This is a genomic window from Streptomyces sp. NPDC006326 (genome assembly GCF_040612915.1).
In the GTDB taxonomy this organism is placed as follows: domain Bacteria; phylum Actinomycetota; class Actinomycetes; order Streptomycetales; family Streptomycetaceae; genus Streptomyces.
This window is the reverse complement of the sequence record NZ_JBEXRC010000071.1, coordinates 1-23,855: the sequence shown is the minus strand read 5'-3', so window position 1 is coordinate 23,855 and position 23,855 is coordinate 1. Positions and strand designations below refer to the sequence as shown.

Here is a 23,855-nt window from a genome sequence, read left to right as displayed (position 1 = left end):
GCCCCCCGGGGGGGGGCGCCCCCCGCCCCCGCGCCGCCGCCGCGCGGCGGCGGCGCAGGGCCGGACGGACGGCCTTGGCGGCGAGGACGACCCCGTCGGTGCCACATGGCCGCCGCGTGAACGGGACCGGAAGCACGGGCGCTAGCCCGCCGGGCAGAGGGTGTTCTCCGAGCGGCGCCCGGCCAGGTAGTCGGCGACGTTGCGCACCGTGGCGTCGACGATCTGCCCCACCGCCTCGTGCGTGTAGTACGCCTGGTGGGAGGTGACGACCACCTGCGGGAAGGTGATGAGCCGGGCCAGGGTGTCGTCCTCCACCGCCTCCAGGGACTTGTCCAGGAAGAAGAGGCCGGCCTCCGCCTCGTACACGTCCAGCCCGACGCCGGCGAAGCGCCCCGCCCGCAGCTCCTCCACCAGCGCTTCGGTGTCCACGAGGCCGCCCCGGCTGGAGTTCACCAGGATCGCGTCGTCCCGCATCCTGCTCAGTGCGGTCGCGTCGACGATGTGGTGCGTGGACTCCAGCAGGGGCAGGTGGAGGCTCACCAGGTCCGCCGAGGACAGCAGTTCGTCCTTGTCCACGTACCGCATGCCCAGGCCCGTGCACGCCGGATTGGGCTCCCTGTCCCAGCCCAGCAGGTTCATTCCGAAGCCGTGCGCGATCCGCGTGAACGCCTCGCCGATCTTCCCGGTGCCGAGCACGCCCGCGGTGCGTCCGCGCATGTCCCGGCCCATCAGCCCGGTCAGCCGGAAGTCGAAGTCACGGGTCCGGTTCGATGCGCGGACGATCCGCCGGTTCACGGCCATCGCCAGCGTCCAGGCGAACTCCGCGACCGAGTACGGGGAGTAGTACGACACCCGGCTGACCGTCAGGCCGAGCCGGCGGGCGGCCTCCAGGTCGATGTTGTTGAACCCGGTGGACCGCTGGGCGATCATCCGGGTACCGCCCGCGGACAGGGCCCGCAGCACCCGCCCGTTCAGGTCCGCGTTCACGCTCGACGAGACGACCTCGTACCCGGCCGCGATGGGGGCGGTGTCCTCGGTCAGGAACACGTCCAGGCAGCGCACTTCGTGCTGCCCGGCGAACGCCTCCTCCAGGAGCGGCTTCTCGTCGTCCTGCACACCGAATGCCAGGATTTCCACTGTTGCTCCCGCCGCGAGAACCATGGGTCGTTCGTCACCCTACGGTCGTGACGACCCATGGCCCGCGCCCGGACCCGCCCCCGGCGTGCCCGCCCCCCGGTCGGCTCAGCCGAAGAAGACCCCGACCTCGGCGTAGAGCGCCGGGTCCACCGTCTTCAGCTTCGCCGTCGCCTCGGCGATCGGCACCCGCAGGATGTCCGTCCCCTTGAGGGCGACCATCTTCCCGAAGTCCCCGTCGCGCACCGCCTCGATGGCGTGCAGTCCGAACCGGGTCGCCAGCCACCGGTCGAAGGCGCTCGGCGTACCGCCGCGCTGGATGTGCCCGAGCACCGTGGTCCGGGCCTCCTTCCCCGTCCGCGCCTCGATCTCCTTGGCCAGCCACTCGCCCACGCCCGAGAGCCGGACGTGCCCGAAGGAGTCCGTGGTGGCGTCCTTCAGCACCATCTCCCCGTCCTTGGGCATCGCCCCCTCGGCGACCACCACGATCGGCGCGTAGCTCGCCTTGAAGCGGGAGGTCACCCAGGCGCACACCTGGTCCAGGTCGAAGCGCTGTTCCGGGATGAGGATGACGTTGGCTCCGCCGGCCAGCCCGGAGTGCAGGGCGATCCAGCCGGCGTGCCGGCCCATCACCTCGACGACCAGGACCCGCATGTGGGATTCGGCGGTGGTGTGGAGCCGGTCGATGGCCTCGGTCGCGATGCCCACGGCCGTGTCGAAGCCGAAGGTGTAGTCCGTCGCCGACAGGTCGTTGTCGATGGTCTTCGGCACGCCGACGCAGGGGATGCCGAACTCCTCGTACAGCCGGGCCGCGACGCCCAGCGTGTCCTCGCCACCGATCGCGACCAGCGCCTCGACCTCGTACTTGGCGAGGTTCTCCTTGATCCGGCGGACCCCGTCCTCCTGCTTGAACGGGTTGGTGCGCGAGGACCCGAGGATGGTGCCGCCGCGCGGCAGGATGCCGCGTACGGCGGGGATGGAGAGCGGGACGGTGTCGCCCTCGACCACGCCGCGCCAGCCGTCCTTGAAGCCGGTGAAGTCGTACGCGTACTCCTGCACGCCCTTGCGGACGACGGCACGGATGACCGCGTTGAGCCCGGGGCAGTCGCCGCCGCCGGTCAGCACTCCGACCTTCATGTCACTCTCCCTTTGCCACAGGGCCACTGAGCCCGCATGACGGCCACGCTAGTGGTGACTCAGGTCACATCAAGGGCCTGGGAAGGGTCAATTCCGGTGGAATTACGGGGCGTTGCGTACGCCTGTTCACTCGTACGGGGACGTAAGTACGACGTACGGCACCCCTTGCGGGGCCTACGCGTCGTCGAGCCCGGCCTCTATCGCGTACCGCACGAGCTCCACCCGGTTGTGCAACTGGAGTTTGCCGAGGGTGTTCTGTACGTGGTTCTGCACGGTCCGGTGCGAGATGACCAGCCGTTCCGCGATCTGCTTGTACGACAGGCCCTTGGCGACCAGCCGCAGCACCTCGGTCTCCCGGTCGGTCAGCTGCGGGGCCTTCGGCTCGTCGGCGGCCGCGGGCGCGGGGTCCGTGGCCAGGCGCCGGTACTCGCCGAGCACCAGGCCGGCCAGCCCCGGGGTGAAGACCGGGTCGCCGGCCGCGGTGCGGCGGACGGCGTCGATCAGCTCCTGGGCGCCGGCCGACTTCAGCAGGTAGCCCGTCGCACCGGACTTCACCGCTTCCAGGACGTCGGCGTGCTCGCCGCTGGCCGACAGCACCAGGACACGCAGCGCGGGGTTGGCGCCGACGAGCTCCTTGCAGACCTGGACTCCGGGCATCCCGGGCAGGTTGAGGTCGAGGACGAGCACGTGGGGGGCGGCCGCGCGGGCGCGGCGGACCGCCTCGGGGCCGTCGCCGGCGGTCGCGACCACGTCGAAACCCGCGGCGGTCAGGTCGCGGGCGACCGCGTCCCGCCACATCGGATGGTCGTCGACGACCATGACCTTGATCTCATTGGGCTCGGTCACTGGGTTCTCCCCCTCGGTACTTTCAGTTCCACTTCGGTGCCCTGCCCGGGGACGGACACCAGCTCGGCGGTGCCGCCGAGGTCGCGCAGCCGCCCGCGGATGGACAGGGCCACGCCCATCCGGCCCTCGCCCTCCGCCTGGTCGAGCCGGCCCGCGGGAATGCCCGGGCCGTCGTCCCGTACGGTCACGATCACCTCGTCGCCCCAGTCCTCGACCAGGATCCACGCCCGGGCCCCCTCCCCCGCGTGCCTGCGCACGTTGTCGAGGGCGGCGCCGACCGCCGCGGCGAGCTCCCGCGCGGCCGGCCCCGGCAGCGGCACCGGGGTGCCCGGCTCGGCGAAGCTGACCCGGGACCCGGCGTGCGGGGCCAGCAGCGTCCGCAGATCGAGCTCGCCCTCGTCGGCGCCCGGCTCCTCCACCTCGTACGCGTCGACCAGTGCCCCGAGCGCCTCGTCACGGGAGACCCGCGAGGTGTGCACCAGCCCGCTGGAGACCAGGGTGCGCAGCGCCACCTCCTGCTCCCCCGCCATCCGGCCGAGCTCGGCGGCCTCTCCGCCCAGCTCGCTGCCGCGCCGCTGGACCATGGCGAGGACCTGGAGGACCCCGTCGTGGATGTCGCGGGCCAGCCGCTCGCGTTCGCGGGTGGCGGCCTCGATCTCCAGGGCGCGGGCCAGGGTGGCCTCGCTGGCCCGGGCGACCTCGACGACGTACCCGATGGCGATGGAGGCGACCCAGACCAGCAGCACGTTGTGCAGGGTGTCGCGGGTGGGATTGCCGCCGTGGACGACGACGTTGGCGGCGGCGACGAAGGTGGAGGCGAAGCCGGCCCAGCGCCAGCCGCCCTTGAGGGCGAAGGCGAGGACCGAGCCCGCGGTCCAGATGGAGGGCAGGGTCGGACCGCCGGCCGCGATCCGCTCCTGGGTGTCGGCGAGCGGGGTCAGCAGGATCCCGGCGAGCGCGACGGCGAGGTCGGCGCCGAGGAACCGCTTGGTGCAGCCGGCGGCGCTCGCCGCCTTGCGGCGGGTGGCGAGGGTCCAGACGGCGAGGACGGCGAGGTAGCCGGCGGCGATGGCGGGACGGTCGAAGCGCCGGTACGCCGACGCGAACAGCAGCACCGCGTAGACCATGGTGAGCAGCCGGTAGGCGGTCAGGGCGCGCCACAGCGGCTGCTCGACCGACATGCGTACGACGCGCTCGCGTTTCGCCATCTCCCCCACCCCGTACGGGCGGCCCCGCCCCGTTCTCCTGCCGCGCGACCTACTCGGCGCTCTTGTCGCCGCTCTTCTCGGCGCCCTTCTCGGCGGCCCGGGCCGCCTTCTCCGCCTTCTCGGCGTCGGCGATCTGGCGCTTGGCCGCCGTCGCGTAGATGTCCACGTACTCCTGGCCCGAGAGCTTCATGATCTCGTACATGACCTCGTCGGTCACCGAGCGCAGGATGAAGCGGTCGCTGTCCATGCCCTGGTAGCGGCTGAAGTCCAGCGGCTTGCCGATCCGGATGCCCGGGCGCATCAGCTTGGGCACCACCTTGCCGGGCGGCTGGATCTTCTCCGTGTCGATCATCGCCACGGGGATCACGGGCGCGCCGGTGGCCAGGGCCACCCGGGCCAGCCCGCCGGGCTTGCCCCGGTAGAGGCGGCCGTCCGGCGAACGGGTCCCCTCGGGGTAGATGCCGAACAGCTCCCCGCGCTCGATGACCTCGATGCCGCTCTTGATGGCGGCCTCGCCCGCACCCCGCGCCCCGGAGCGGTCCACCGGGAGCTGGCCGACGCCCTTGAAGAAGGCGGCCGTCAGCTTGCCCTTGATGCCCGGGGAGGTGAAGTACTCCGCCTTCGCGATGAAGGTGACCTTCCGGTCCAGGACGGCCGGCAGGAAGAAGGAGTCGGAGAAGGACAGGTGGTTGCTCGCGAGGATCGCCGGCCCCTCGGCGGGGATGTTCTCCAAGCCCTCCACCCACGGCCTGAAGGCGAGCTTCAGGGACCCGCCGATGGAGAACTTCATTGCGCCGTAGATCAACTCGAAAGCCTTCCTGTGTCTGTCGAACAGACCTTAACCCCTGGCTCACGCCGGAGCGGTCGACGACCCTGGTCGGTGTCATCCCGGTCGCGTACGGTGAAGTCACACAGCGCTACGCACCCCCCTGCCCGCCCCCCTTGAAGGAGACCCTGGTGCCCGTCCTCCCTGGAGCCGAGCCGTTCCGCCACGAGGGCGGAGAGGTCGGCGTGCTTCTCTGCCACGGCTTCACCGGTTCCCCGCAGTCGCTGCGCCCCTGGGCCGAGTATCTCGCCGGGCAGGGGCTGACGGTCTCGCTGCCGCTGCTGCCCGGGCACGGCACGCGCTGGCAGGACATGCAGCTCACGGGCTGGCAGGACTGGTACGCCGAGGTGGACCGGGCGCTGCGCGAGCTGCAGGAGCGCTGCACGCAGGTGTTCGTGTTCGGGCTGTCGATGGGCGGGGCGCTGAGCCTGCGGCTGGCGGCCAAGCACGGGGACGCCATCAGCGGTCTCGTCCTCGTCAACCCGGCCAACAAGGTGCACGATCCGCTGGCCGTCGCCCTTCCGGTCGCGCGGCACTTCATCCGGTCGACCCCGGGCATCGCGAGCGACATCGCGAAGCCGGGATCGCTGGAGGTCGGGTACGACCGGGTCCCGACGCATGCCGCGCACTCGCTGCGGAAGTTCCTGCGGCTGGTGGACGGGGAACTGCCGCAGGTGACGCAGCCGGTCCTGCTGCTGCACAGCCCGCAGGACCACGTCGTACCGCCGGTGGACTCGGCGCGGATCCTCGCGCGGATCTCCTCGACGGACGTCACCGAGACGCTGCTGGAACACAGCTACCACGTCGCGACGTTGGACCATGACGCGGAGCGGATCTTCGCGGACAGTTACGCGTTCGTCGGGCGGCTCGCGCAGAGCGTCGGCAGTGGCAGGGAGGGGGCGGCCAGCGGTGGCTGAGCACGAGGAGTCCTCGGGGGGTGTCCCCCCGCTGGACGAGGAGGCGGCCTGGGCGGCGATCGTCGCCGGATACGGGCAGGAGCCGCCGGACCCGCCGGGGGCCCGGCCCTTCAGACCCGTCGAGAACCTGGCGCTGCCGGAGAAGGACGTCGAGCCCGACCCGGAGCGCAGACCGGGTCCCGAGTCAGGGCCGGAGCCGGAGCCCGGGCCGAAGCCGGAGCCCGGGTCCGAGCCGGAGACCGAGCCGGAGCCTCCGGCTGCTTCCCTCGGCAGCTCGGTGGTGTTCGCCCCGGGCGTGGGCATCGGCGCGGGTGCGAGCGGGCCCGGCACGGGGCCGCGGGACCACACCCCGGCGGAGCCGGACGACGAGGGCCACTTCGTCCCCCCGGAGCCGGAGCTCCCGCAGGCGGACACGACGGCCAAGTTCGCCTGGCTGGCCGTGGTGGGCGGGCCGGTGCTGCTGCTGGTGGCGGTGCTGCTCCAGTGGGACATGACCTGGTGGCTCACCACCCTGTGCATCGGCGGGTTCCTCGGCGGGTTCGCGACGCTGGTGGCCCGGATGTCGCAGGGCGACGACGATGACGACGACCCGGGCCGCGGAGCGGTGGTCTGACCCCTTCGGCCCGCCCGCCCGTCCCGGCCGGCCCGCGGACGGGAGCCGCCGCCGCGGAGCCTGCGCCCTCAGGGGGCGGCGGGGAGGCGGAGGGTGGCCAGGACCGGGAGGTGGTCCGTGGCCGCCTTGAGGTCCGCCGGGGTGACGCCCGCGAGTCCCTCGGGGACACCGCAGGTCAGGACCTCCACCCCCCGCGTCGCGAAGACCGCGTCGATCCGCCGCGGCGGACCGGAGCCGACGAAGGTGTGCTCGCCGCCCCACGGGGACACCGTCCAGCAGTCCTGGAGGGCGCCGGAGAGACGGCGGAAGGCCGGACCCGACGGGGGCTCGTTGATGTCGCCCGCCGCGATCGCGTACGGGGTGTCCGCCGAGGCGAGGCGGGACAGCAGCAGCTCGGCCTGCGTCCGGCGCTCCCGCGCGTCCAGGGACAGGTGCGCGCTCAAGGCCGCCACCCGCACGGAGCCGAACCGGACCACCGCCGTGGCGAAGCCCCGCCGGTGCAGGCCCGGCGTCCGCGGGAGCAGCACGTCCTCGGTGCGCTCCACGAAGGCCCGCAGCGAGCACAGCAGCAGCGGTCCGGCGGCGGTCGCACCGCCCGACAGCACCACCAGGTCCGTCTTCGCGGCCAGCCGGGCCGCGTGCTTGCGCCAGCGGAAGAACCGCGGAGCCTCCTGCACGAACACCAGGTCCGGCGCACAGGCCCGGATCACCCGGGCCAGCGCCTCCTCGTCGTCCCGCAGCGAGCGGACGTTGTAGCTGAGCACCCGGATCACGGCGGAGCCGTCCGGCTCGGTCACGGAGTTCGCCAGCGCGGGCAGGCACGACGTCATGTCCATACGCCGCAACATAGCCAGACTGCCCGCCGCGGCCCAGAGGGCGCGGCGGGCAGTCGTCGTCGGCGCAGGTCGCTCAGCCCTGGCGGGCCAGGTCCGCGGCGCCCACCAGTCCGGCCTTGCCGCCGAGCTGCGCGGCCAGCACCTGGGCGTGCGGCCGCCAGGCGCCGCCGACCAGCCAGCGCTTGAAGGACTTGCGGATCGGGTCGAGGACGAGGTCGCCCTCGTCGGAGACCCCGCCGCCGACGATGAACGCCGACGGGTCGAACAGCGAGGCCAGGTCGGCCAGGCCCGCACCGGCCCAGCGGGCCAGCTCGCGGAAGGCGTCGATGGCCACCAGGTCCCCGGCCCGTGCGGCCTCGCTGATGTGCTTGCCCTCGATGCCCTCGGGGGTGCCGTCGCCGAGGGAGAGCAGCACCGCCGCGTTCTCGGGGGTGGCGTTGGCGCGCTGCTTGGCATACCGGACGAGCGCGCGGCCGGAGGCGTACTGCTCCCAGCAGCCCTGGCTGCCGCAGCCGCACAGCAGGCCGTCCGGGACCACCCGGATGTGGCCGAACTCGGCGGCCACGCCGAAGCGGCCGCGGCGCAGCTTGTTGCCGATGATGATGCCGCCGCCCAGGCCGGTGCCGAGCGTGATGCAGATGACGTCCTCGTGGCCCTGGCCGGCGCCGAAGCGGTACTCGCCCCACGCCGCGCAGTTCGCGTCGTTCTCGACGACGACCGGCAGGCCGATGCGCTGCTCGACCTTGTCCTTCAGGGGCTCGTGGCGCCAGTTGATGTTCGGCGCGAACAGGACGGTCGCCCGCTTGTCGTCGACGTAGCCGGCGGCGCCGATGCCGACGGCCTCGATGCTGTGGTTGCTGCTGACTGCGGAGACGGCGGTGCAGATCGCGTCCGTCACTCCGTCCGCGGTCGGCGGGGTGGGCACCTTGTACGTCTCAAGGATGGTGCCCTCTTCGTCGACCACGCCGGCCGCGATCTTCGTGCCGCCGATGTCGACGCCGATGGTGAGTCCCATTAGTCCCTCGGTTTCCGGTCAAACCCCGCCACGGCCAACGGTACCCGAGGGTGGACGAGTCTCAGTCGAGGTCGATCCGCTGCGAAGGGCCCGTACCGCCCTCGTCACGGGGGTCGGAGCTGTCGCCGGACGCCTGGTCGGCGGGCCGGCCGGGGCCGGAGGCGGGCTCGCCGCGGGTCCAGCGGCGTTCGTGGCCCTCGACGGCCGAGCGGTAGGCGGCGAGCAGCTCGGAGCCCGCCGCGGCGAGATGGTCGAAGACCTCGGGGTTGCGCTCGACGACGGGCTTGGCGGCGGCCTTCGCCTGGTGGACGAACTGCCGTACGGCGCCCTGGGCCGCGGCGCCGAACAGCGGGCCGTTCAGGCCGGACACCTTGTCGGCGACCGCCTCGAACAGCTTGAAGAGCTCCTCGGCGGCGCTGCCGGGGGCGTTCGCGGCGCCGCCCTCGTAGGTGCGGCGGCGTTCCCGCTCCGCCGCGAGGTCCTCGGCGCAGGCCTTGGCCCAGGCGTCGTCGTCGGTGGGACGGTCGGTGGCCTCGCTCATGGCGGACTCTCCTGGGGCAGCTGCGGGACGTGCGGTGCGTACGGTGCTACTACCTTCGACGTTACCCGAACGGGGGTACGCGGTTCACGGCCTGCGCGGCCAGAGCCCGGGGTCGGGGGTGAAGCGGATGCGGAGCTCGCCGTCGGCCAGGGCGGCGCCGGAGACGGTGCAGCGGCGCAGTGCCGACGGCAACGAAACGATCCTCCGGTGCGGGCCCGCGGCGAGCAGCAGCTCGTCGCCGCGGCGCACCAGGTCGAGTTCGCGCTTGTCGGCGCCGGGCAGCGGAACCACCCAGACGAGTACCCCGTCGTCGGCGATCCGGTCCTCGACGGCCCAGGCCGTACGGGGCGCGGGCGCGTCCGGGAGGAGCCCCGCCGTGGCCGCGAGCCGTTCCAGGTCCTCCGGTCCCCGGGGGTCGCGGCCCAGGTGGGCCAGCGGGACCAGGGGGGTGCCGGGAGCCTGCGCGGCCCACTGGGCGGCGTACTTCTCCTGCTGGGCGGCGAGCCCGGCGAGCCAGGGGTCGGGGGAGCCCTGGGGCACCATCCGGTTGGCGACGACCGCGGACACGGGCAGGGCGTGGAGGGCGAGGCCGAGCATGCCGGTGCGCAGCGCGGCGTCGGAGCCGGGTCCCGGCTCGGCGACCAGGCGGACGGAGGTGGTGGCGGCCTCGATGACGGCCTGGACGGCGGCCAGCTCCTCGTCCCAGCGCGCGGCGGCCTCGTACAGCCACTGGGCGGGCATCGGTACCCCGGCCAGCTGGGCCAGTACGGGCCGCAGCGCGCGGGCCGCCTGCCGCTCGGCCGGCAGCAGCCGGGCCAGGTAGCGGCGCAGCTGCGCGGGGAGGGCCAGGGCGGCCGCGCTCTGGTGCAGCGGCGGCATGTCGACGACGACGAGGTCGGTGGCGGGTGCGGCGGCGGCCCGGCGCAGGGCGCGCAGCAGGGCGAACTGCTCGGCGCCGGGCAGTTCGGTGAGCTCCTCGGCTCCGAGCGGGCGGGCACCGACCATGCCGAGCAGCGCGGAGCCGCGGTCCTGGAGGGCGGCGAGCTCGGAGCGGAACTCCTCGCCGGAGTCGATCCGGGCCACCAGCATCCCGCCCGCGGGCCGCGCCCACAGGCCCGGCGCGGCTTCGACGGGCTCCCCCACGGGCTCCCCGGCGGGCTCTGCGACCAGGGCGGCCAGGGGGTCTGCGGGGTCACCGGAGAGCAGCAGCACCCGCTGCCCCGCCCGTACGGCGGCGACGGCCGTGGCCGCGGCCACGGTGGTCCGCCCGGCCCCTCCGGGGCCGGTGATCAGCAGTGTGTGCATGGTGCAGGTGCTCCTCGTTCGCACCGGCGGAGCCGGGCTCCGCCCGGTCCCCGGGGGCGCCCCGGGCCCGCGCCTGGATCGCCGGGGGCCGCGGCTGCCGGGCGGTCAGGCCGACTCGGTCGATTCGACGCGCTTCTTCAGGCCTGCGAGGGCGCGGTCGATGATGACCTTCTCGGCCTTGCGCTTGATCATGCCGAGCATCGGGATCTTGACGTCCACGGTCAGCTGGTAGGTGACCTCGGTGCGCCGGCCGCCCTCCAGCGGGGCCAGCCGGTAGGAGCCGTCGAGCTGGCGGAGCATCTGCGACTTGTCGAGGGTCCAGCTGACCTCGTCGGTGCCCTTCCACGTGTACGCGAGGGTGTGGTCGTCGCGGATCGCGCCCGCGTCGAGCAGCAGCCGGACCTTCTCCGCGCGGCCCTCGGCGTCGGCGGCGAGCACCTCGGCCTCCTTCACCTCGCCGGTCCACTCGGGGTAGCGGGCGAAGTCCGCGATCACGGCCATGACGTCGGCCGGCGCCGCATCGATCGTGATGCTTGAGCTGGTGTGTTCCGCCATCGCGGGTCGCTCCTCCGGGGCTGGTGGCACCTCCCCGCGGCAGCTGGGGGAGGTTCGAGGACGTGGGCGGCCGGCGGCCGCCGCGTGCAGGCTACCGTGCGTGCGGGCGTCACCACTCCAGGGCCCATGGCCTTCCGGTGGCGGCGAAGTGCCCGACGTTCACGCACTCGGTGCTCCCGATCCGCATCCGGCGGGCCAGCGGCTGGTGGACGTGCCCGAACAGGGCGTATCGGGGGCGGGTCCGCCGGATCGCCGCGAGCAGGGCCTCGCTCCCCCGTTCGAACCGGCGGGCCACCGTGTCGTAGCAGAGCTCCGGCACCTCCGGCGGGATGTGCGAGCACAGCACGTCGACCTCGCCGAGGGCCTCCACCTTGGCGGCGTACTCCTCCTCGGCGACCTCGTAGGGCGTGCGCATCGGGGAGGGCAGCCCGCCGCCGACGAAGCCGAAGACGCGGCCGCCGATCTCGACCCGCTGCCCGTCGAGGACGGTGGTGCCGGGGCCGGCGTACTCCTGCCACAGGCCCGGGATGTCGACGTTGCCGTACGTGGCGTACGTGGGGTGGGGGAACGCGGCGAACATCTCGGCGTACTGGCGGCGCACGGCGCCCTCGATCAGCTGTTCGCGGTCCAGCCCGGCCCACAGCCGCCGGCCGAGGTCGCGGGCCTCCTCGAAGCGGCGGGCGGTGCGCAGTTCCACGATCCGGTCGGCGTTCTCGACGCCGAAGAGGTCGGGGAAGATCCCGCGCGAATGGTCGGCGTAGTCGAGGAAGAGCACGAGGTCACCGAGGCAGATCAGCGCGTCGGCGCCGTCTCCGGCCCGGGCGAGCGCCTCGGCGTTGCCGTGGACGTCGCTGACGACATGGACCCTCGTGCTGCGTTTCCTGCCACTCATGCCGCCACCCTAGGGGGGCTTGGGCCCTGTGGGTAAGAGCGCCGGGGCAGGTGGCCGGACCTGCGGTTACTTCCGGGTCCGAACCTGGGTCGACTAGTGTCGGCAGGGCAGTGCGGCGTCATGTGACGCATGGAACATCTGGCCGGTTCCCTCTATCGGGAACCCACTACCGGTGGGTAACGTCCGGTCGGTCCACACGGTGGCGATGGCGCCCAGAGGAGCAGCAGTCTTGCGCGAGTTCAGCCTTCCGGCCCTGTACGAGGTCCCGTCGGACGGGAACCTGACGGATCTCATCCGCCGCAATGCCGCGCAGCACCCAGACACCGCCGTCATGGCGCGCAAGGCCGGCAGCGGCTGGCAGGACGTGACGGCGACCGAGTTCCTGGCCGAGGTGCGGGCGACCGCCAAGGGCCTGATCGCGGCCGGCGTCGAGCCCGGTGACCGGGTCGCCCTGATCTCCCGCACCCGCTACGAGTGGGTGCTCTTCGACTTCGCGATCTGGAGCGCGGGCGCCGTCACCGTCCCCGTGTACGAGACCAGCTCGCCCGAGCAGATCCAGTGGATCCTCGGCGACTCCGGCGCCGTCGCCGTCGTCGTCGAGAGCCCGGGACACAGCGCGGCCGTGGCCTCGCTGCGCGACCGGCTGCCGGAGCTGCGCGAGGTCTGGGAGATCGAACAGGGCGCGGTGCAGGCGCTGCACGCGGCGGGCGCCGAGGTCTCCGACGAGGAGGTCGACAAGCGCAGCTCGCTCGCGAACGCGGACGATCCGGCCACCATCGTCTACACCTCGGGCACCACCGGCCGCCCCAAGGGCTGTGTGCTGACCCACCGCAACTTCTTCGCCGAGTGCGGCAACGTGGTGGAGCGGCTGAGCCCGCTCTTCCGCACCGGCGAGTGCTCCGTGCTCCTGTTCCTGCCGGCCGCGCACGTCTTCGGGCGCCTGGTGGAGGTGGCGTCCGTGCTGGCGCCGATCCGCCTGGGCTGCGTACCGGACATCAAGAACCTGACCGACGAGCTGGCGTCCTTCAAGCCGACGCTGATCCTCGGCGTGCCGCGCGTCTTCGAGAAGGTCTACAACTCGGCGCGCGCCAAGGCCCAGGCCGACGGCAAGGGCAAGATCTTCGACGCGGCCGCCGAGACGGCGATCGCCTACAGCCGGGCGCTGGACGCCCCGCGGGGCCCGTCCTTCGGGCTGAAGCTGAAGCACAAGCTGTTCTCCAAGCTGGTCTACAGCAAGCTGCACACCGTCCTGGGCGGCCGCGGCGAGTACGCGATCTCGGGCGGCGCCCCGCTCGGTGAGCGCCTCGGCCACTTCTTCCGCGGCATCGGCTTCACGGTGCTGGAGGGCTACGGCCTGACGGAGTCCTGTGCGGCGACGGCGTTCAACCCGTGGGACCGGCCGAAGATCGGTACGGTCGGGCAGCCGCTGCCCGGTTCGGTGGTGCGGATCGCCGACGACGGCGAGGTGCTGCTGCACGGCGAGCACGTCTTCAACGGGTACTGGAAGAACGAGGGCGCGACCGCCGAGGCGCTGACCGACGGCTGGTTCCACACCGGCGACGTCGGCACCCTCGACGAGGACGGCTACCTGGCGATCACCGGCCGCAAGAAGGAGCTCATCGTCACGGCGGGCGGCAAGAACGTCGCGCCCGCGGTGATCGAGGACCGGATCCGGGCGCACGCGCTGGTCGCGGAGTGCATGGTGGTCGGCGACGCGCGGCCGTTCGTGGCGGCGCTGGTCACCATCGACGAGGAGTTCCTCGGCCGGTGGGCCGCGGAGCACGGCAAGCCGGCCGGGGTCACGGCGGCGGAGCTGCGCGAGGACGCGGACCTCATCGCCGCCGTCCAGAAGGCCGTGGACGACGGCAACGCGGCGGTTTCCAAGGCGGAATCGGTGCGGAAATTCCGCATCCTGCCCTCCCAGTTCACGGAGGAGTCCGGTCACATCACGCCGTCGCTGAAGCTGAAGCGCAACGTGGTGGCGAAGGACTTCGCGGACGAGATCGAGGCCCTGTACCGGGGCTGAGCGCGCGGCGGCCCCCGGCGGGGGCCCTCAGCGCGGGTCTTCAGCGCGGGTCCTCAGCGAGGATGCGCTCCATGTTCCGCTCGGCGAGGGCCGTGATGGTCACGAAGGGGTTCACGCCGAGCGAGCCGGGGATCAGGGAGCCGTCGACCACGTACAGCCCCCGGTAGCCCTTGGCGCGGCCGTGGTCGTCGGTGGCCTCGCCGAGGACGCAGCCGCCCAGCGGGTGGTAGGTGAACGTGTCGGCGAAGGCGTTGTTGCCGCCGAAGAGGTCGTAGCGGTAGATCGTGAAGTTCGCCCGGTTGACGCGGTCGAAGAGGCACTTGGCGGCCCGGACCGACGGGGTGTTCTGGTCCCGCCGCCAGTTGAGCCGGGCCGAGTCGGTGGCCGCGTCGTACGTGAAGTGGCCGCGCTCGGGGTTCTTGGTGATGGCCAGGTACATCGAGATCCAGTGCTCGAACCCCATCGGCAGCGGGGCGATCTCCGCGAAGACCGGGTTCGCGGCGTTGTCCCAGTCGTCGATGCCGAGGGCGGGCATGGTGGCCTGGTTGGCCCCGACGGTGTCCCACAGGTGGTTGGCGCGGGCGGTCATGACGTTGCCGTTGGGGCCCCAGCCGAGCCCGACCTTCTCGCTGAGCGCGGGCAGGGTCCCCTTCTCGCGGGCGCGCAGCAGGATCTCGGTGGTGCCGAGGCTGCCGGCGCCGAGGAAGAGCTGCCGGCAGCCCAGTTCGCGGACCTGGGTCACCCGGCCGGTCAGGTCGCTGCTCTGGACGGTCAGTACGTACCCGCCCGCCGGGTCCTGGCGGACGCCGACCACGCGCTGCATGGTCTCGATGGTGACGTGGCCGGTACCGAGGGCGGCGGCCAGGTAGGTCTTGTCCACGCTCTTCTTGCCGTGGTTGTTGCCGTAGATGACCTCCCCGGCGAGGGCGGAGCGGGGGGCGGTGCCGGCGGCTTCGCGCTTCATGTGGTCGAAGTCGTACACGTTGGGCACGAAGGTGGTTTTCAGGCCGGTGTTCTGGGCGTGCTTGCGGGAGATCCGGGCGAAGCGGTACCACTCGGTGGACTCGAACCAGGCCGGGTCGATCTCGTTGACGCCGAGCATGGCCCGGGCACGCGGGTAGTAGGTGCCGTACATCGCGTCGGCGTCGACCCGGGGCAGCACCTCGGAGAAGTACGAGCGGCGCGGGGTCGGCGCCATGCCGCCGTTGACGAGCGAGCCGCCGCCGACGCCCCGGCCGACGTACACGGACATGTCACCGTGGTTCACGCGGTCGAGGACGCCGGGGTAGGGGCTGATGTCCCGGTTGACCACGTCGAGCCAGAGGAACTGGGCGAGCGGGGCCTCGGTGCGGGTGCGAAACCACATGGAGCGCTGGTCGGGGGCGGAGGTGGAGGGGAAGACCTTGCCGTCCGGGCCGGGGGTGTCCCACAGCCGCCCCATTTCCAGGACGACGGTGCGTACTCCGGCCTGTCCGAGGCGGAGGGCGGCCACGGCGGATCCGTAGCCGGAGCCGACGACGATGGCGGGGGCGTACTGCGCGGGGGCCGGCTCGACGGCCGCGGCCGAGGCCGGCCCGATGCGGGTGAAGCCGAGGGCGGCGGCCGTCTGGAGGGCGCCGATGCCCAGGAAATGACGGCGCGTCAGGTGAGGTGTCATGGCCGCATCATGGGCGGAATCCGGCCGTCCGCCGAGAGGCGGTGTTGACAGACATCTGAGTACCAGTCAGGCATGGCGGACGATCACGGCCCCCCTACGCGTCCCGGGTTCAGAGCAGCTCGCGCAGGCGGTCGGCCAGGAGGTCCCAGCGCCACTTCTCCTCGACCCAGGCGCGGCCCCGCTCGCCCATGCGGCGGCGCAGCTCCGGGTCCTGCAGGAGAGTGGTGATCCGGTCGGCCGCCTCCTCGGGTGCGCCGCCGCGGACCACCCAGCCGGTCTCGCCGTCCAGGACCGCGTCCGGGGCCCCGCCCGAGTCGCCGGCGACCACCGGCAGCCCGGTGGCGGAGGCTTCGAGGTAGACGATGCCGAGGCCCTCCACGTCCAGCCCGCCGCGCCGGGTGCGGCACGGCATCGCGAAGACGTCACCCGCGCCGTAGTGCGCGGGCAGCTCGGCCCAGGGCACCGACCCCGTGAAGACCACCGAGTCCGCGACCCCCGTCCTGGCCGCCAGCGCGCGCAGATCCGCCTCGTACGGGCCGCCGCCGACGATCAGCAGCACCGCGTCCGGCACGGCCGCCAGGATCCGCGGCATCGCCTCGATCAGGGTGTCCTGTCCCTTGCGCGGGACCAGACGGGACACGCACACCACCACCGGCCGGTCCGACAGCCCGAGCCGGGCCCTGACCTCCTCGCCCCCCGAGCCCGGGTGGAAGGTCTTCTCGTCCACGCCCGGCGGCAGTTGCACCATCCGCGCGGCCGCCGGCCCGGTCAGCGCCGAGGCGATCCGCGAGCGCGTGTACTCGCCCAGGTAGGTCAGCGTGTCCGTGCCCTCGCCGATCCGCCGCAGCAGCTGCCGGGCGGCCGGCAGCTGCGCCCAGCCCGCCTCGTGGCCGTGGGTGGTGGCCACGATCCGGCGCGCCCCGGCCCGGCGCAGTGCCGGGCCCATCAGCCCGAGCGGGGCCGCCGCCCCGAACCACACCGACTCGCAGCCGTGTTCGCGCAGCAGTCCCACGGCCCGCCGGGTCACCCGCGGGGTCGGCAGCAGCATCGTCGTACGGTCCCGCACCACCTGGAACGGCTGCTCGGCGTCGAAGGCCGCGGTGGCCTCGCGGCCCTCCGCGCCGTGCTTCCAGGTGGAGGCGTAGACGACGATCCCGTCCGGGTCCAGGCGCAGCGCCATGTTGTGCAGGAAGGCCTGGATGCCGCCCGGTCTCGGCGGGAAGTCGTTGGTCACGATCAGGGTCTTGTGCATCGCCTGCCGACAGTACCGGAAGGCCCCGCGCGGTCAGCGCAGAGAGGTGCGCAAGGCCTCCTGCCAGGCCTTCGTCAGCGCATCCTGGTCCACCCCCAGCGCCGAGCCGAGCGCCACGGGCAGCGGCTCGCGCCCGGCCCGCCCGTACAGCTCCACCAGGGCCGCCTCGCCCCACCGCCCGGCGATCAGCCGGCAGGCCAGCCAGGCACCCTCGTACGCCCGCGCCAGGGCATCCGGGTCCCCGCCGAAGGCGAAGGCCCCGTCCGCGGGCAGGGCCCCGGGCAGCTCGCCCCGCCGTACGGCCCGGCCCAGGGCCGGCGCCGCCCGGGCCGGGGCCGTGTCCGAGGTGCGGTACGCCACCCAGTCCGCGAAGCCCTCCGACAGCCACAGCGGGGTCCTGGCGGAGGTCGCGGTCCGGGTGGCGACGTGGGTGACCTCGTGGGTCAGGACGATGTTCCGGCCGGCCGCGCTGAGCTGCGCGTACCCCTCGGGGTTGATCACGACCCGGTCGGCGGGGGCCGGCCCGGCGTCCACCCGGCCGGTGGTGACGGCTCCCATCCCCCGGTACTCGGCGGCGGGCCGGCCCAGCAGCGCCGCCATCCCGTCGAGGGAACCGGGGACCAGCACCACCACCCGCCGGGCCCACGACCCCGGCCAGGCGGCGGTCACGGCGGGCACCGCCCGGTCCGCCTCCCCGGCGATCGCCGACAGCTCCTCCTGGCTTCGGCCCGTGCCCAGGACCAGGGCGTACGCGCCCCGGAACACCGTCACCGGCCCCTGGTCCCACAGCTGCGGCGGGGCGCCCGGAGCGGCCCGGTCGCCGGTGACCCGCCAGCGCCCGCCGGTCTCGCGCAGCTGCACCTCGCGGCCCGATCCGGCGGGGGCCGCGTCGTAGCCGGCGAGCCGGTAGTGCAGCTGCGCCCGGGCGGTGGCCGCCGCGCCGCTGCGCCGGACCGCGGTGACCTCGTACGCCCAGCCCTCCAGCGGGACCTGGGCGAGCTGCGCGGGCGGCGTCCGCGACCAGGCGGCGACGGCCTGCCGGATGTCCTGCCCGGCCCGGTCGGCGGTGGGCGCCGCGCAGCCCGCGAGCAGCCCGCACAGCACGAGCGGCAGGATGCGGACGAGGGCGCGGCGGACCGGGAGCACCCGCCGATCGTACGCAGGACCCGCCGGACCGGCTCAGGGCCGGGTCAAGGCCGGGCTCAGAGCCGGCTCAGGGCCGGGTCACCGAGGACACCGGCATCATCCCGACCGGGTCGTAGCGCACCCGCGCCCCGGGGTAGGGGGCGTGCACCACCTGGCCGTTGCCCACGTACATGCCGACGTGGCTGGCGTCCGAACGGTACGTGACGAGGTCGCCGGGCCGCGCCTCCGACAGCGGGACCTGCCGGCCCGCGTACCGCTGCGCCTGCGAGGTGCGCGGCAGGGAGACGCCGGCCTGCCGGTACGACCACACCATCAGGCCGGAGCAGTCGAAGCCGGAGGGCCCGGTCGATCCCCACACGTAGGGGCGGCCGACGGCGGCCCGGGCGGCCCTCACCGCCGCGGCGGCGCGGCCCGAGGAGGCCCCGGGCGAGGACGGGTCGGGCAGCCCCTCGGGGCGGCCGCCGGAGCGGGAGGCCCGTTCGAAGTCGGCCCGCTCCGCGGAGGGCAGGGAGTTCAGGAGCTGCCGGGCGGCGGCGAGCTTCGCGGTGACGGCGCGCTTGTGCCGGGCCACGTCGGCGCGCACGGCGTCGAGTTCGGCGAGTTTGAGGGAGGCCTCGTGGCGCTGCTGGCCCAGTCGGCGCTGCTCCTTGCGCAGTTCGTCGAGCTGCCGCGCCTGGCGGCCGGTGAGCCGGTCCAGGGTGGAGGCCTTGTCGAGGTACTCGTCGGGGTCCTCGGAGAGCATCAGCTCGACGGCGGGGTCGATGCCGCCGGAGCGGTACTGGGCGCCGGCGAAGGTGCCGAGGACCCCGCGCATGGTGTTGATGCGGTCCTGGCCGCGGGCCAGTTCGTCCTGGGCGTGGTCGATCTCGGTGCGGAGCTTGTCGGCCTTCTCGCCCGCCCGGTTGTAGCGCTCGGTGGCCTGCTCGGCCTCCTCGAAGAGCCGGTCGACCTGGGCACGGGTGCCGCCCGCGGGTTCCTGCGGCAGGGCCGGGGCCGCGCTCGCGGGTACTCCCGTCAGGGCGGCCGCGGCGGTGGCCGCGGCAGCGGTGAGGACGGTGACCTTGGTGTTCCGGTCGAGGCTGGTGAATCCGGGCCGGCGATGGGACGCCACGTCAAACCGCTCCCTTCCGCTGCGCGGGCCCCGGGTCCGCCCCCCGTGGACGGTCGTGTGCCGGGTTCCGCGCTGGCAGACAGTAGCCGCAGGGCCACGCACCGGCCAACGACCCCCGCAGGGCACACATGCCGGCGCCCCGCCGGAGACGCAGGTCACCGGCGGGGCGCGGGGTCACATCGGGGCCGTGCGATTCGCCCGGATGGGCGGTGTACGGCGCGTCCCCCGTGAGGGGGCGTGCGGGCCGGGGCGGGCCCGCGGGGCGTCAGATGCGGACGCCGAACTGGAACGGCATGTTGTTGATGGACTCGTACTTGACGCCACCGCGCGGGTTCGAGGCGTGCAGCACCATTCCGTTGCCCGCGTACAGGCCGACGTGGTGCAGGTCGCTGTAGAAGAGCACCAGGTCGCCGGGCTGGAGCTGGCTCTTGCCGATGCGCGTGCCGTCGTTGGCCTGGGTGTAGGTGGTACGGGAGATGCCGACCCCGGCCTGCTTGTAGGCCCACTGGGTCAGCCCCGAGCAGTCGAAGGCGCTCGGGCCGGTCGCGCCGGACACGTACGCGCTGCCCAGCTTGGTCTTGGCGGCTTCGAGGGCGGCGCCGGCCCGGCCGGAGACCTTCACGTTGCCGAGGTCGGCGCGGTCGCTGTCGCTGCGGCTGGCGCGGCTCTCGTCGTCCTTGAGCTGCGCGCGCTCCTGCGCGGTCAGGGTGTTGAGGAGGGCCTGGGCCTCGGCGAGCTTGTCCTGGGAGGCCTTCTTCTTCTCGCCGAGCTCCTTGCGGGTGGCGTCGAGGTCGGCGAGCTTGCCGGCGGCCTCCTGGCGCTGCTGCGCGAGGCTGCGCTGCTTGGCCTGGATCTTCTGGACCGCCTCGACCTGCTTGCCGCTCAACTGCTCCAGCGTGGAGGCCTTGTCGAGGTAGGTCTCGGGGTCGCCGGAGAGGAAGAGGGCGACGGACTGGTCCATCCCGCCGGTGCGGTACTGGGCGCTCGCCATCGAACCGAGCGTGCTGCGCAGCTGGTTGAGCTCGTCCTGGCCCCGGGCGACCTGGTCCTGGAGCTGCCCGATCTCCTTCTCCAGCTTCTCCTGGCGCTCCTTGGCCCCGTTGAACTTCTCGGTGGCCTGCTCCGCCTCTTCGTAGAGGGCGTCGACCTTGGCCTTGACCTCGTCCTTGCTCGGCTGCGCCGGAGCGGCGGAGGCGCCGTGGGCGGAGAGGGCGACGGCCGCGGCGGCCGTGGCGGTGAGCACGGTCACACGAGCGCGGGTCGGCTGCTTGGGTCGACGGTGGGACGCCACGAAGGCGAGCTCCTTCTTCCTAGAGCCGCCGAAGAACGCAACTCGGCGACACCTCCGCCGTCACCCCGAATGAGTGATCTACTGCACGAAGGTTTGAGCAGACCCTAGTGACCCTTCTGTGATCAGTTCAAATCCTGTCGAGAAAAAATTCGGTCCCCGACCAGGTTCTTTACCTACAGCCCACGCTCCGTGCAGGGCACTTGACGGTACGTTCCACAGGCGCCCCGCCAAATCGGGCATTACGCCGCGGAGTTACGAAACGCGCGAAAGCCGCTTCAGCAACAAGGCGGACGTAACGGGCCTGGCTCCGGCCTTGGCCACCCCGTCCGCCACCTCGCGGTCCGTGGACACCACGACCACCGGCCGCCCGGGCGGCTCCGCCCGCACCAGCTGGCGGATCAGCTCGTCCGCGGTCACCCCGGGCTTGGAGAACAGCACCCGTACCCCGCGCGGCGGCGCGAGGAGCACCGGCGCCGCGAGTTCCGCGCCGTCGAAGACGCAGGTCATCTCCGCCCCGGTCTGCGCGGCCAGCATCGACAGCCCGCCCAGCAGCCGCAGCCGCTGCTTCTCCAGCGGCATCGTCGGATAGCCGGTCTTGGTCACGTTGTAGCCGTCGACCACCAGATGGGCCTGAGGCAGCGCCAGCAACTGGTCCAGCAGCGCCGGATCGGTCTCCGACAGCGCCCGCGCCGCGATGTCCTTCGGGGTCATCCGGCCGGGCTCCACCGCGTCCACGGTGTCCGCGGGCCGCGTCGAGACCGGCGGCAGGGCCAGCTCGCGGCGCAGCCCCTGGGCCGCGTCCAGCACGGTGTCCAGCAGCAGCCGCAGCCGCATGTCCTCGATGCTGCGGCCCTCGCGGGTGGCCCGGCGCGAGGTCTCCAGCGCCGCTTCCACCTCCGCGAGCCGGGACTTGAGCCGCCGGGTCTCGCTCTCGGCGGCGGCCACCTGGGCGGCCGCCTCCCCGCGGATCCCGTCGATCTCGGCGGTGACCTTGCGCAGGGCCGCCTCGCCGCGCTTCACGTCGCTCAGGGCGCTGCGCAGTTTGCGCTGAAGCGATTCCGCTTCCTTGCGCGCCGCCTCCAGCTCGACCCGTACCTGGTCGCCGCCCGACCGCTGCAGCTCCCGTACCTGGGCCAGCTCCTCACGCAGCCGCTCCAGTTCGCGCCGGGTCTCCTCGCCGACCCGCTCGGCGTCCGCGCGCTGCGCCTCCTCGCCGGCGGCGGCCACCAGCTTGACCCAGCCGACCGGACGCAGGACGTACGCGGCCGCCGCCACGTCCAGCGGGTCCGCGGCCGCGGGCGGCGCTCCGGACTCCAGGGCCGCGGCCAACTCGGCCTGCGCCTCGCGCACCTTCTCGGCGACGCGCCCGCGGAAGACGGCGTCGCCCTCCACGGCCGCGGCCATGGCATTGCCCGCGAACTTGGCGCGCCGGGACGGGGTGAACCGCGCGTACTGGCGCAGCTGCGCCGGGAGGTCCGCGACCGTCAGTCCGCCGAAGGCGTCCGAGACGAGCGCGACGACCCGGCGCCGCACGCCCTCCGGCAGCGGGCGGTCGAGCACCTCGGCGGCGTCGCCGGCCGCGTCGGCCGGCTCAGCGCCGCTTGCTGGCTCCACAATCCGTCACCCCTACCGTGATGATCCGCCTGTGGGCCCCGCTCCCTCAGGAGTCGGCGCCCGGCCTGTCCACGAGCTCGATCTGGTCCACCGCGTTGCACCAGCGGCAGCGGACCGACTCGATGGTCTCACTGACCACCTCGCGCTCCTCGACCTTGGGCTCCCCGGCAAGATCCAGGTGGACGTACTCCACGACCTTCGACGAACGAGTGACGTCGAAGCGCGTGAGGTTGCCGCACAGGGTGCAGCGCCACCGCGTGGTGTCGGTCGGCAGGGGAACCGTCATCAGGCCGCTCTCTCCTCTGTATCTTTCGTATCTTTCAATTAAAGCCGGTCCGATCCTGGTCCGATCGGAGCCGCCCGTCTGCATCAATCAGCGAGCCGCAGCACGTAACCCTACGGCCTGCCGGTCCCCCGGGTGGGCCCGGTTGGGCCATGCTCGATCGCATGATCGTAAGGTGGCAGGCCCTCCGCGGGGCCGCGAGGGGCCCGGTGGTCACCCACGTACTGATCGCCGTCTGCTGCGTGGTGTTCCTGCTCGGCCCGGCCTCGGGGCTCAATCCGTCCTACGGCGCCGGTGAGCAGCTGCTGGAGACTGGGACGGAGTACTTCCGGCGCTGGGGGGTGGTCCCGGACGAGCTCCTCACCGGGCGGGGGCGGGCCCTGCTGACGCCGCTCACCGCCCTGTTCGTGCACGGCAGCTGGTTGCACCTGCTCGGCAACATGCTCTTCCTGCACGTCTTCGGCGCGATGACCGAGGAGCGGATGGGGCGCCCGGAATTCCTCTGCTTCTACGTCTGTACGGGCTACCTCGCCCTGGCGGCGTACGCCGCGGCCAACGCCTCCTCCGACCAGACGCTGGTCGGCGCCTCGGGGGCGATCTCGGCGGTGCTCGGGGCCTTCCTGTGCCTGTTCCCGCGGGCGCGGGTGACGAGCCTGTTCCCGTTCCTGCTCTTCCTGCCGCTGCGCTTCCCCGCGTGGATCGTGCTGCTGTTCTGGTTCGCCCTCCAGTGGGTGGCGGCGCACCGGGCGGGCAGCGGTCCGGGGGTGGCGTACCTGGCCCACCTGGTGGGCTTCTCCGTCGGGTTCATCTACGCGTGGGTGCGCTACCGGCGTACGACTAGAGTGAGGCGACCAGCGACGGCCACCGAGGGAGACAGCCAACCGTGATCACCGCGATCGTGCTCATCAAGACCAGCGTGGACCGCATTCCCGAGATCGCCGAGTCCATCGCCGCGCTGGACAACGTCAGCGAGGTCTACTCCGTGACGGGGACCTACGACCTGATCGCGCTGGTCCGCGTGGCCCGCCACGAGAACCTGGCGGACATCATCCCGGGGCGCATCAGCAAGATCCCGGGCGTGGAGGCGACGGACACGCACGTCGCGTTCCGCACGTACTCCCAGCACGACCTGGAGGCGGCGTTCGCGATCGGCCTGGACGCGTAGCCTCCGGCTCCCCTGGGGCTCCCGCCCCCGGGACCCCCGGCGACGGGGCCGGCTTCGCCGGGGTGGTTCCTGCCCGGCGGCGGCCTGCCGGCCGGGGCGGGGCGGGCTTCGCCGGGTGTGGTGTCGTTCCGCGGGAGCGTTCTGTGGCGGGGTGGTGCCACTCCGGAAGTTCGTCTCGGCTCGCGGATCCTGCCCGCATCAGGAACGGACTCGGCGGTGACCGCTCATCCTCGACTCACCACCGCAGTGTCCCCACCCCGCCCGCCTATTTCCCGGCCCGGCCAAATCCAGCCCCGCCGGCGTTTGAGGCGCGGGGGTCCGGGGGCTGGCCCCCGGCAACGGCGCCGCACCCGCACACGACCCGGCAAAGCCGGTGACCCCGCCAGGCCCAGCAAATCCAGCCCCGCCGGCGTTTGAGGCGCGGGGGTCCGGGGGCTGGCCCCCGGCAGCGGTGGCGCACCCGCACACGACCCGGCAAAGCCGCG

23 protein-coding genes are annotated in these 23,855 nt (G+C 73.2%); 5 read left to right on the top strand and 18 right to left on the bottom strand.

Annotation, left to right across the window (positions count from 1 at the left end; genetic code table 11):
• Positions 1-141 precede the first annotated feature (141 nt).
• The 5 genes from ABZ128_RS33430 to ABZ128_RS33410 form a co-directional block, all read right to left on the bottom strand.
• On the bottom strand, positions 142-1,137 hold the full coding sequence (locus ABZ128_RS33430) for a 2-hydroxyacid dehydrogenase (protein WP_356853402.1): 996 nt from the start codon (positions 1,135-1,137) through the stop codon (positions 142-144).
• A 105-nt stretch (positions 1,138-1,242) separates the two neighbouring features.
• Entirely contained in the window at positions 1,243-2,271 is a 1,029-nt protein-coding gene (locus tag ABZ128_RS33425) for a 6-phosphofructokinase (protein WP_356853400.1), read from the bottom strand.
• A 174-nt stretch (positions 2,272-2,445) separates the two neighbouring features.
• Entirely contained in the window at positions 2,446-3,090 is a 645-nt protein-coding gene (locus tag ABZ128_RS33420; protein ID WP_356853409.1) for a response regulator transcription factor, read from the bottom strand.
• A gap of 23 nt (positions 3,091-3,113) precedes the next feature.
• A complete protein-coding gene (locus ABZ128_RS33415; protein ID WP_356853398.1) occupies positions 3,114-4,325 on the bottom strand; it encodes a DUF5931 domain-containing protein in 1,212 nt (403 codons plus the stop codon).
• A 49-nt stretch (positions 4,326-4,374) separates the two neighbouring features.
• Positions 4,375-5,115: a lysophospholipid acyltransferase family protein gene (locus ABZ128_RS33410; protein ID WP_356853407.1), complete on the bottom strand. Its 741-nt coding sequence runs from the start codon at positions 5,113-5,115 to the stop codon at positions 4,375-4,377.
• 167 nt (positions 5,116-5,282) lie between these two features.
• Between ABZ128_RS33410 and ABZ128_RS33405 the strand changes: the two genes are divergently transcribed.
• The gene (locus tag ABZ128_RS33405) at positions 5,283-6,068 is read left to right on the top strand and encodes an alpha/beta fold hydrolase (protein ID WP_356853396.1); all 786 of its coding nucleotides are present in this window, start codon (positions 5,283-5,285) and stop codon (positions 6,066-6,068) included.
• Positions 6,061-6,681, top strand: a complete 621-nt coding sequence (locus ABZ128_RS33400) for a hypothetical protein (RefSeq protein ID WP_356853394.1) — start codon at positions 6,061-6,063, stop codon at positions 6,679-6,681. The genes ABZ128_RS33405 and ABZ128_RS33400 overlap by 8 nt, the downstream gene beginning before the upstream one ends.
• 68 nt (positions 6,682-6,749) lie before the next feature.
• Here the strand turns inward: ABZ128_RS33400 and ABZ128_RS33395 are convergent, their stop codons facing one another.
• From ABZ128_RS33395 to ABZ128_RS33370, 6 genes are all read right to left on the bottom strand, one after another.
• Positions 6,750-7,511 (bottom strand): endonuclease/exonuclease/phosphatase family protein, encoded by a 762-nt coding sequence (locus tag ABZ128_RS33395; RefSeq protein WP_356853405.1) that lies wholly within the window; start codon positions 7,509-7,511, stop codon positions 6,750-6,752.
• A gap of 79 nt (positions 7,512-7,590) precedes the next feature.
• The gene (locus tag ABZ128_RS33390) at positions 7,591-8,532 is read right to left on the bottom strand and encodes an ROK family glucokinase (protein ID WP_356853392.1); all 942 of its coding nucleotides are present in this window, start codon (positions 8,530-8,532) and stop codon (positions 7,591-7,593) included.
• A gap of 61 nt (positions 8,533-8,593) precedes the next feature.
• Complete coding sequence (locus ABZ128_RS33385) at positions 8,594-9,073, bottom strand: DUF5304 domain-containing protein (protein WP_356853391.1); 480 nt, start codon at positions 9,071-9,073, stop codon at positions 8,594-8,596.
• A gap of 84 nt (positions 9,074-9,157) precedes the next feature.
• On the bottom strand, positions 9,158-10,378 hold the full coding sequence (locus tag ABZ128_RS33380) for an ArsA-related P-loop ATPase (RefSeq protein ID WP_356853389.1): 1,221 nt from the start codon (positions 10,376-10,378) through the stop codon (positions 9,158-9,160).
• A 105-nt stretch (positions 10,379-10,483) separates the two neighbouring features.
• A complete protein-coding gene (locus ABZ128_RS33375; RefSeq protein WP_356853387.1) occupies positions 10,484-10,933 on the bottom strand; it encodes an SRPBCC family protein in 450 nt (149 codons plus the stop codon).
• Positions 10,934-11,042: 109 nt separating this feature from the next.
• Positions 11,043-11,825 (bottom strand): metallophosphoesterase, encoded by a 783-nt coding sequence (locus ABZ128_RS33370; RefSeq protein ID WP_356853385.1) that lies wholly within the window; start codon positions 11,823-11,825, stop codon positions 11,043-11,045.
• A gap of 229 nt (positions 11,826-12,054) precedes the next feature.
• On the opposite strand from ABZ128_RS33370, the gene ABZ128_RS33365 reads away from it, so the two are divergent.
• The gene (locus ABZ128_RS33365; RefSeq protein ID WP_356853383.1) at positions 12,055-13,851 is read left to right on the top strand and encodes an AMP-dependent synthetase/ligase; all 1,797 of its coding nucleotides are present in this window, start codon (positions 12,055-12,057) and stop codon (positions 13,849-13,851) included.
• 40 nt (positions 13,852-13,891) lie between these two features.
• Here ABZ128_RS33365 and ABZ128_RS33360 read toward each other — a convergent pair whose 3' ends face one another.
• The 7 genes from ABZ128_RS33360 to ABZ128_RS33330 all read right to left on the bottom strand — a co-directional run bounded on the left by ABZ128_RS33360 (position 13,892) and on the right by ABZ128_RS33330 (position 22,208).
• Positions 13,892-15,508, bottom strand: a complete 1,617-nt coding sequence (locus tag ABZ128_RS33360; protein WP_356853381.1) for a GMC oxidoreductase — start codon at positions 15,506-15,508, stop codon at positions 13,892-13,894.
• Positions 15,509-15,617: 109 nt separating this feature from the next.
• Entirely contained in the window at positions 15,618-16,760 is a 1,143-nt protein-coding gene (locus ABZ128_RS33355) for a glycosyltransferase family 4 protein (RefSeq protein ID WP_356853379.1), read from the bottom strand.
• Between the two features lie 33 nt (positions 16,761-16,793).
• Complete coding sequence (locus tag ABZ128_RS33350) at positions 16,794-17,906, bottom strand: hypothetical protein (RefSeq protein ID WP_356853378.1); 1,113 nt, start codon at positions 17,904-17,906, stop codon at positions 16,794-16,796.
• Positions 17,907-17,973: 67 nt separating this feature from the next.
• Positions 17,974-19,017, bottom strand: coding sequence for an NlpC/P60 family protein (locus tag ABZ128_RS33345; protein WP_356853376.1), 1,044 nt, complete (start codon positions 19,015-19,017; stop codon positions 17,974-17,976).
• 265 nt (positions 19,018-19,282) lie between these two features.
• Positions 19,283-20,308: an NlpC/P60 family protein gene (locus tag ABZ128_RS33340; RefSeq protein ID WP_356853375.1), complete on the bottom strand. Its 1,026-nt coding sequence runs from the start codon at positions 20,306-20,308 to the stop codon at positions 19,283-19,285.
• A gap of 252 nt (positions 20,309-20,560) precedes the next feature.
• On the bottom strand, positions 20,561-21,925 hold the full coding sequence (locus tag ABZ128_RS33335; RefSeq protein ID WP_356853404.1) for an NYN domain-containing protein: 1,365 nt from the start codon (positions 21,923-21,925) through the stop codon (positions 20,561-20,563).
• A gap of 43 nt (positions 21,926-21,968) precedes the next feature.
• Entirely contained in the window at positions 21,969-22,208 is a 240-nt protein-coding gene (locus tag ABZ128_RS33330; protein ID WP_249771655.1) for a hypothetical protein, read from the bottom strand.
• Between the two features lie 161 nt (positions 22,209-22,369).
• Here ABZ128_RS33330 and ABZ128_RS33325 point away from each other — a divergent pair, with 161 nt between their 5' ends.
• Positions 22,370-23,092, top strand: coding sequence for a rhomboid family intramembrane serine protease (locus ABZ128_RS33325; RefSeq protein WP_356853373.1), 723 nt, complete (start codon positions 22,370-22,372; stop codon positions 23,090-23,092).
• Positions 23,089-23,370 (top strand): Lrp/AsnC ligand binding domain-containing protein, encoded by a 282-nt coding sequence (locus ABZ128_RS33320; protein WP_030291798.1) that lies wholly within the window; start codon positions 23,089-23,091, stop codon positions 23,368-23,370. The genes ABZ128_RS33325 and ABZ128_RS33320 overlap by 4 nt, the downstream gene beginning before the upstream one ends.
• Positions 23,371-23,855: the final 485 nt, after the last annotated feature.

Bases quoted from the DNA above. Each gene is read 5' to 3' on its own strand.
- ABZ128_RS33425 (WP_356853400.1), bottom strand. From the start codon at position 2,271: ATGAAGGTCGGAGTGCTGACCGGCGGCGGCGACTGCCCCGGGCTCAAC.
- ABZ128_RS33420 (WP_356853409.1), bottom strand. From the start codon at position 3,090: ATGGTCGTCGACGACCATCCGATGTGGCGGGACGCGGTCGCCCGCGAC.
- ABZ128_RS33415 (WP_356853398.1), bottom strand. From the start codon at position 4,325: ATGGCGAAACGCGAGCGCGTCGTACGCATGTCGGTCGAGCAGCCGCTG.
- ABZ128_RS33410 (WP_356853407.1), bottom strand. From the start codon at position 5,115: ATGAAGTTCTCCATCGGCGGGTCCCTGAAGCTCGCCTTCAGGCCGTGG.
- ABZ128_RS33395 (WP_356853405.1), bottom strand. From the start codon at position 7,511: ATGACGTCGTGCCTGCCCGCGCTGGCGAACTCCGTGACCGAGCCGGAC.
- ABZ128_RS33390 (WP_356853392.1), bottom strand. From the start codon at position 8,532: ATGGGACTCACCATCGGCGTCGACATCGGCGGCACGAAGATCGCGGCC.
- ABZ128_RS33385 (WP_356853391.1), bottom strand. From the start codon at position 9,073: ATGAGCGAGGCCACCGACCGTCCCACCGACGACGACGCCTGGGCCAAG.
- ABZ128_RS33380 (WP_356853389.1), bottom strand. From the start codon at position 10,378: ATGCACACACTGCTGATCACCGGCCCCGGAGGGGCCGGGCGGACCACC.
- ABZ128_RS33375 (WP_356853387.1), bottom strand. From the start codon at position 10,933: ATGGCGGAACACACCAGCTCAAGCATCACGATCGATGCGGCGCCGGCC.
- ABZ128_RS33370 (WP_356853385.1), bottom strand. From the start codon at position 11,825: ATGAGTGGCAGGAAACGCAGCACGAGGGTCCATGTCGTCAGCGACGTC.
- ABZ128_RS33360 (WP_356853381.1), bottom strand. From the start codon at position 15,508: ATGACACCTCACCTGACGCGCCGTCATTTCCTGGGCATCGGCGCCCTC.
- ABZ128_RS33355 (WP_356853379.1), bottom strand. From the start codon at position 16,760: ATGCACAAGACCCTGATCGTGACCAACGACTTCCCGCCGAGACCGGGC.
- ABZ128_RS33330 (WP_249771655.1), bottom strand. From the start codon at position 22,208: ATGACGGTTCCCCTGCCGACCGACACCACGCGGTGGCGCTGCACCCTG.
- ABZ128_RS33325 (WP_356853373.1), top strand. From the start codon at position 22,370: ATGATCGTAAGGTGGCAGGCCCTCCGCGGGGCCGCGAGGGGCCCGGTG.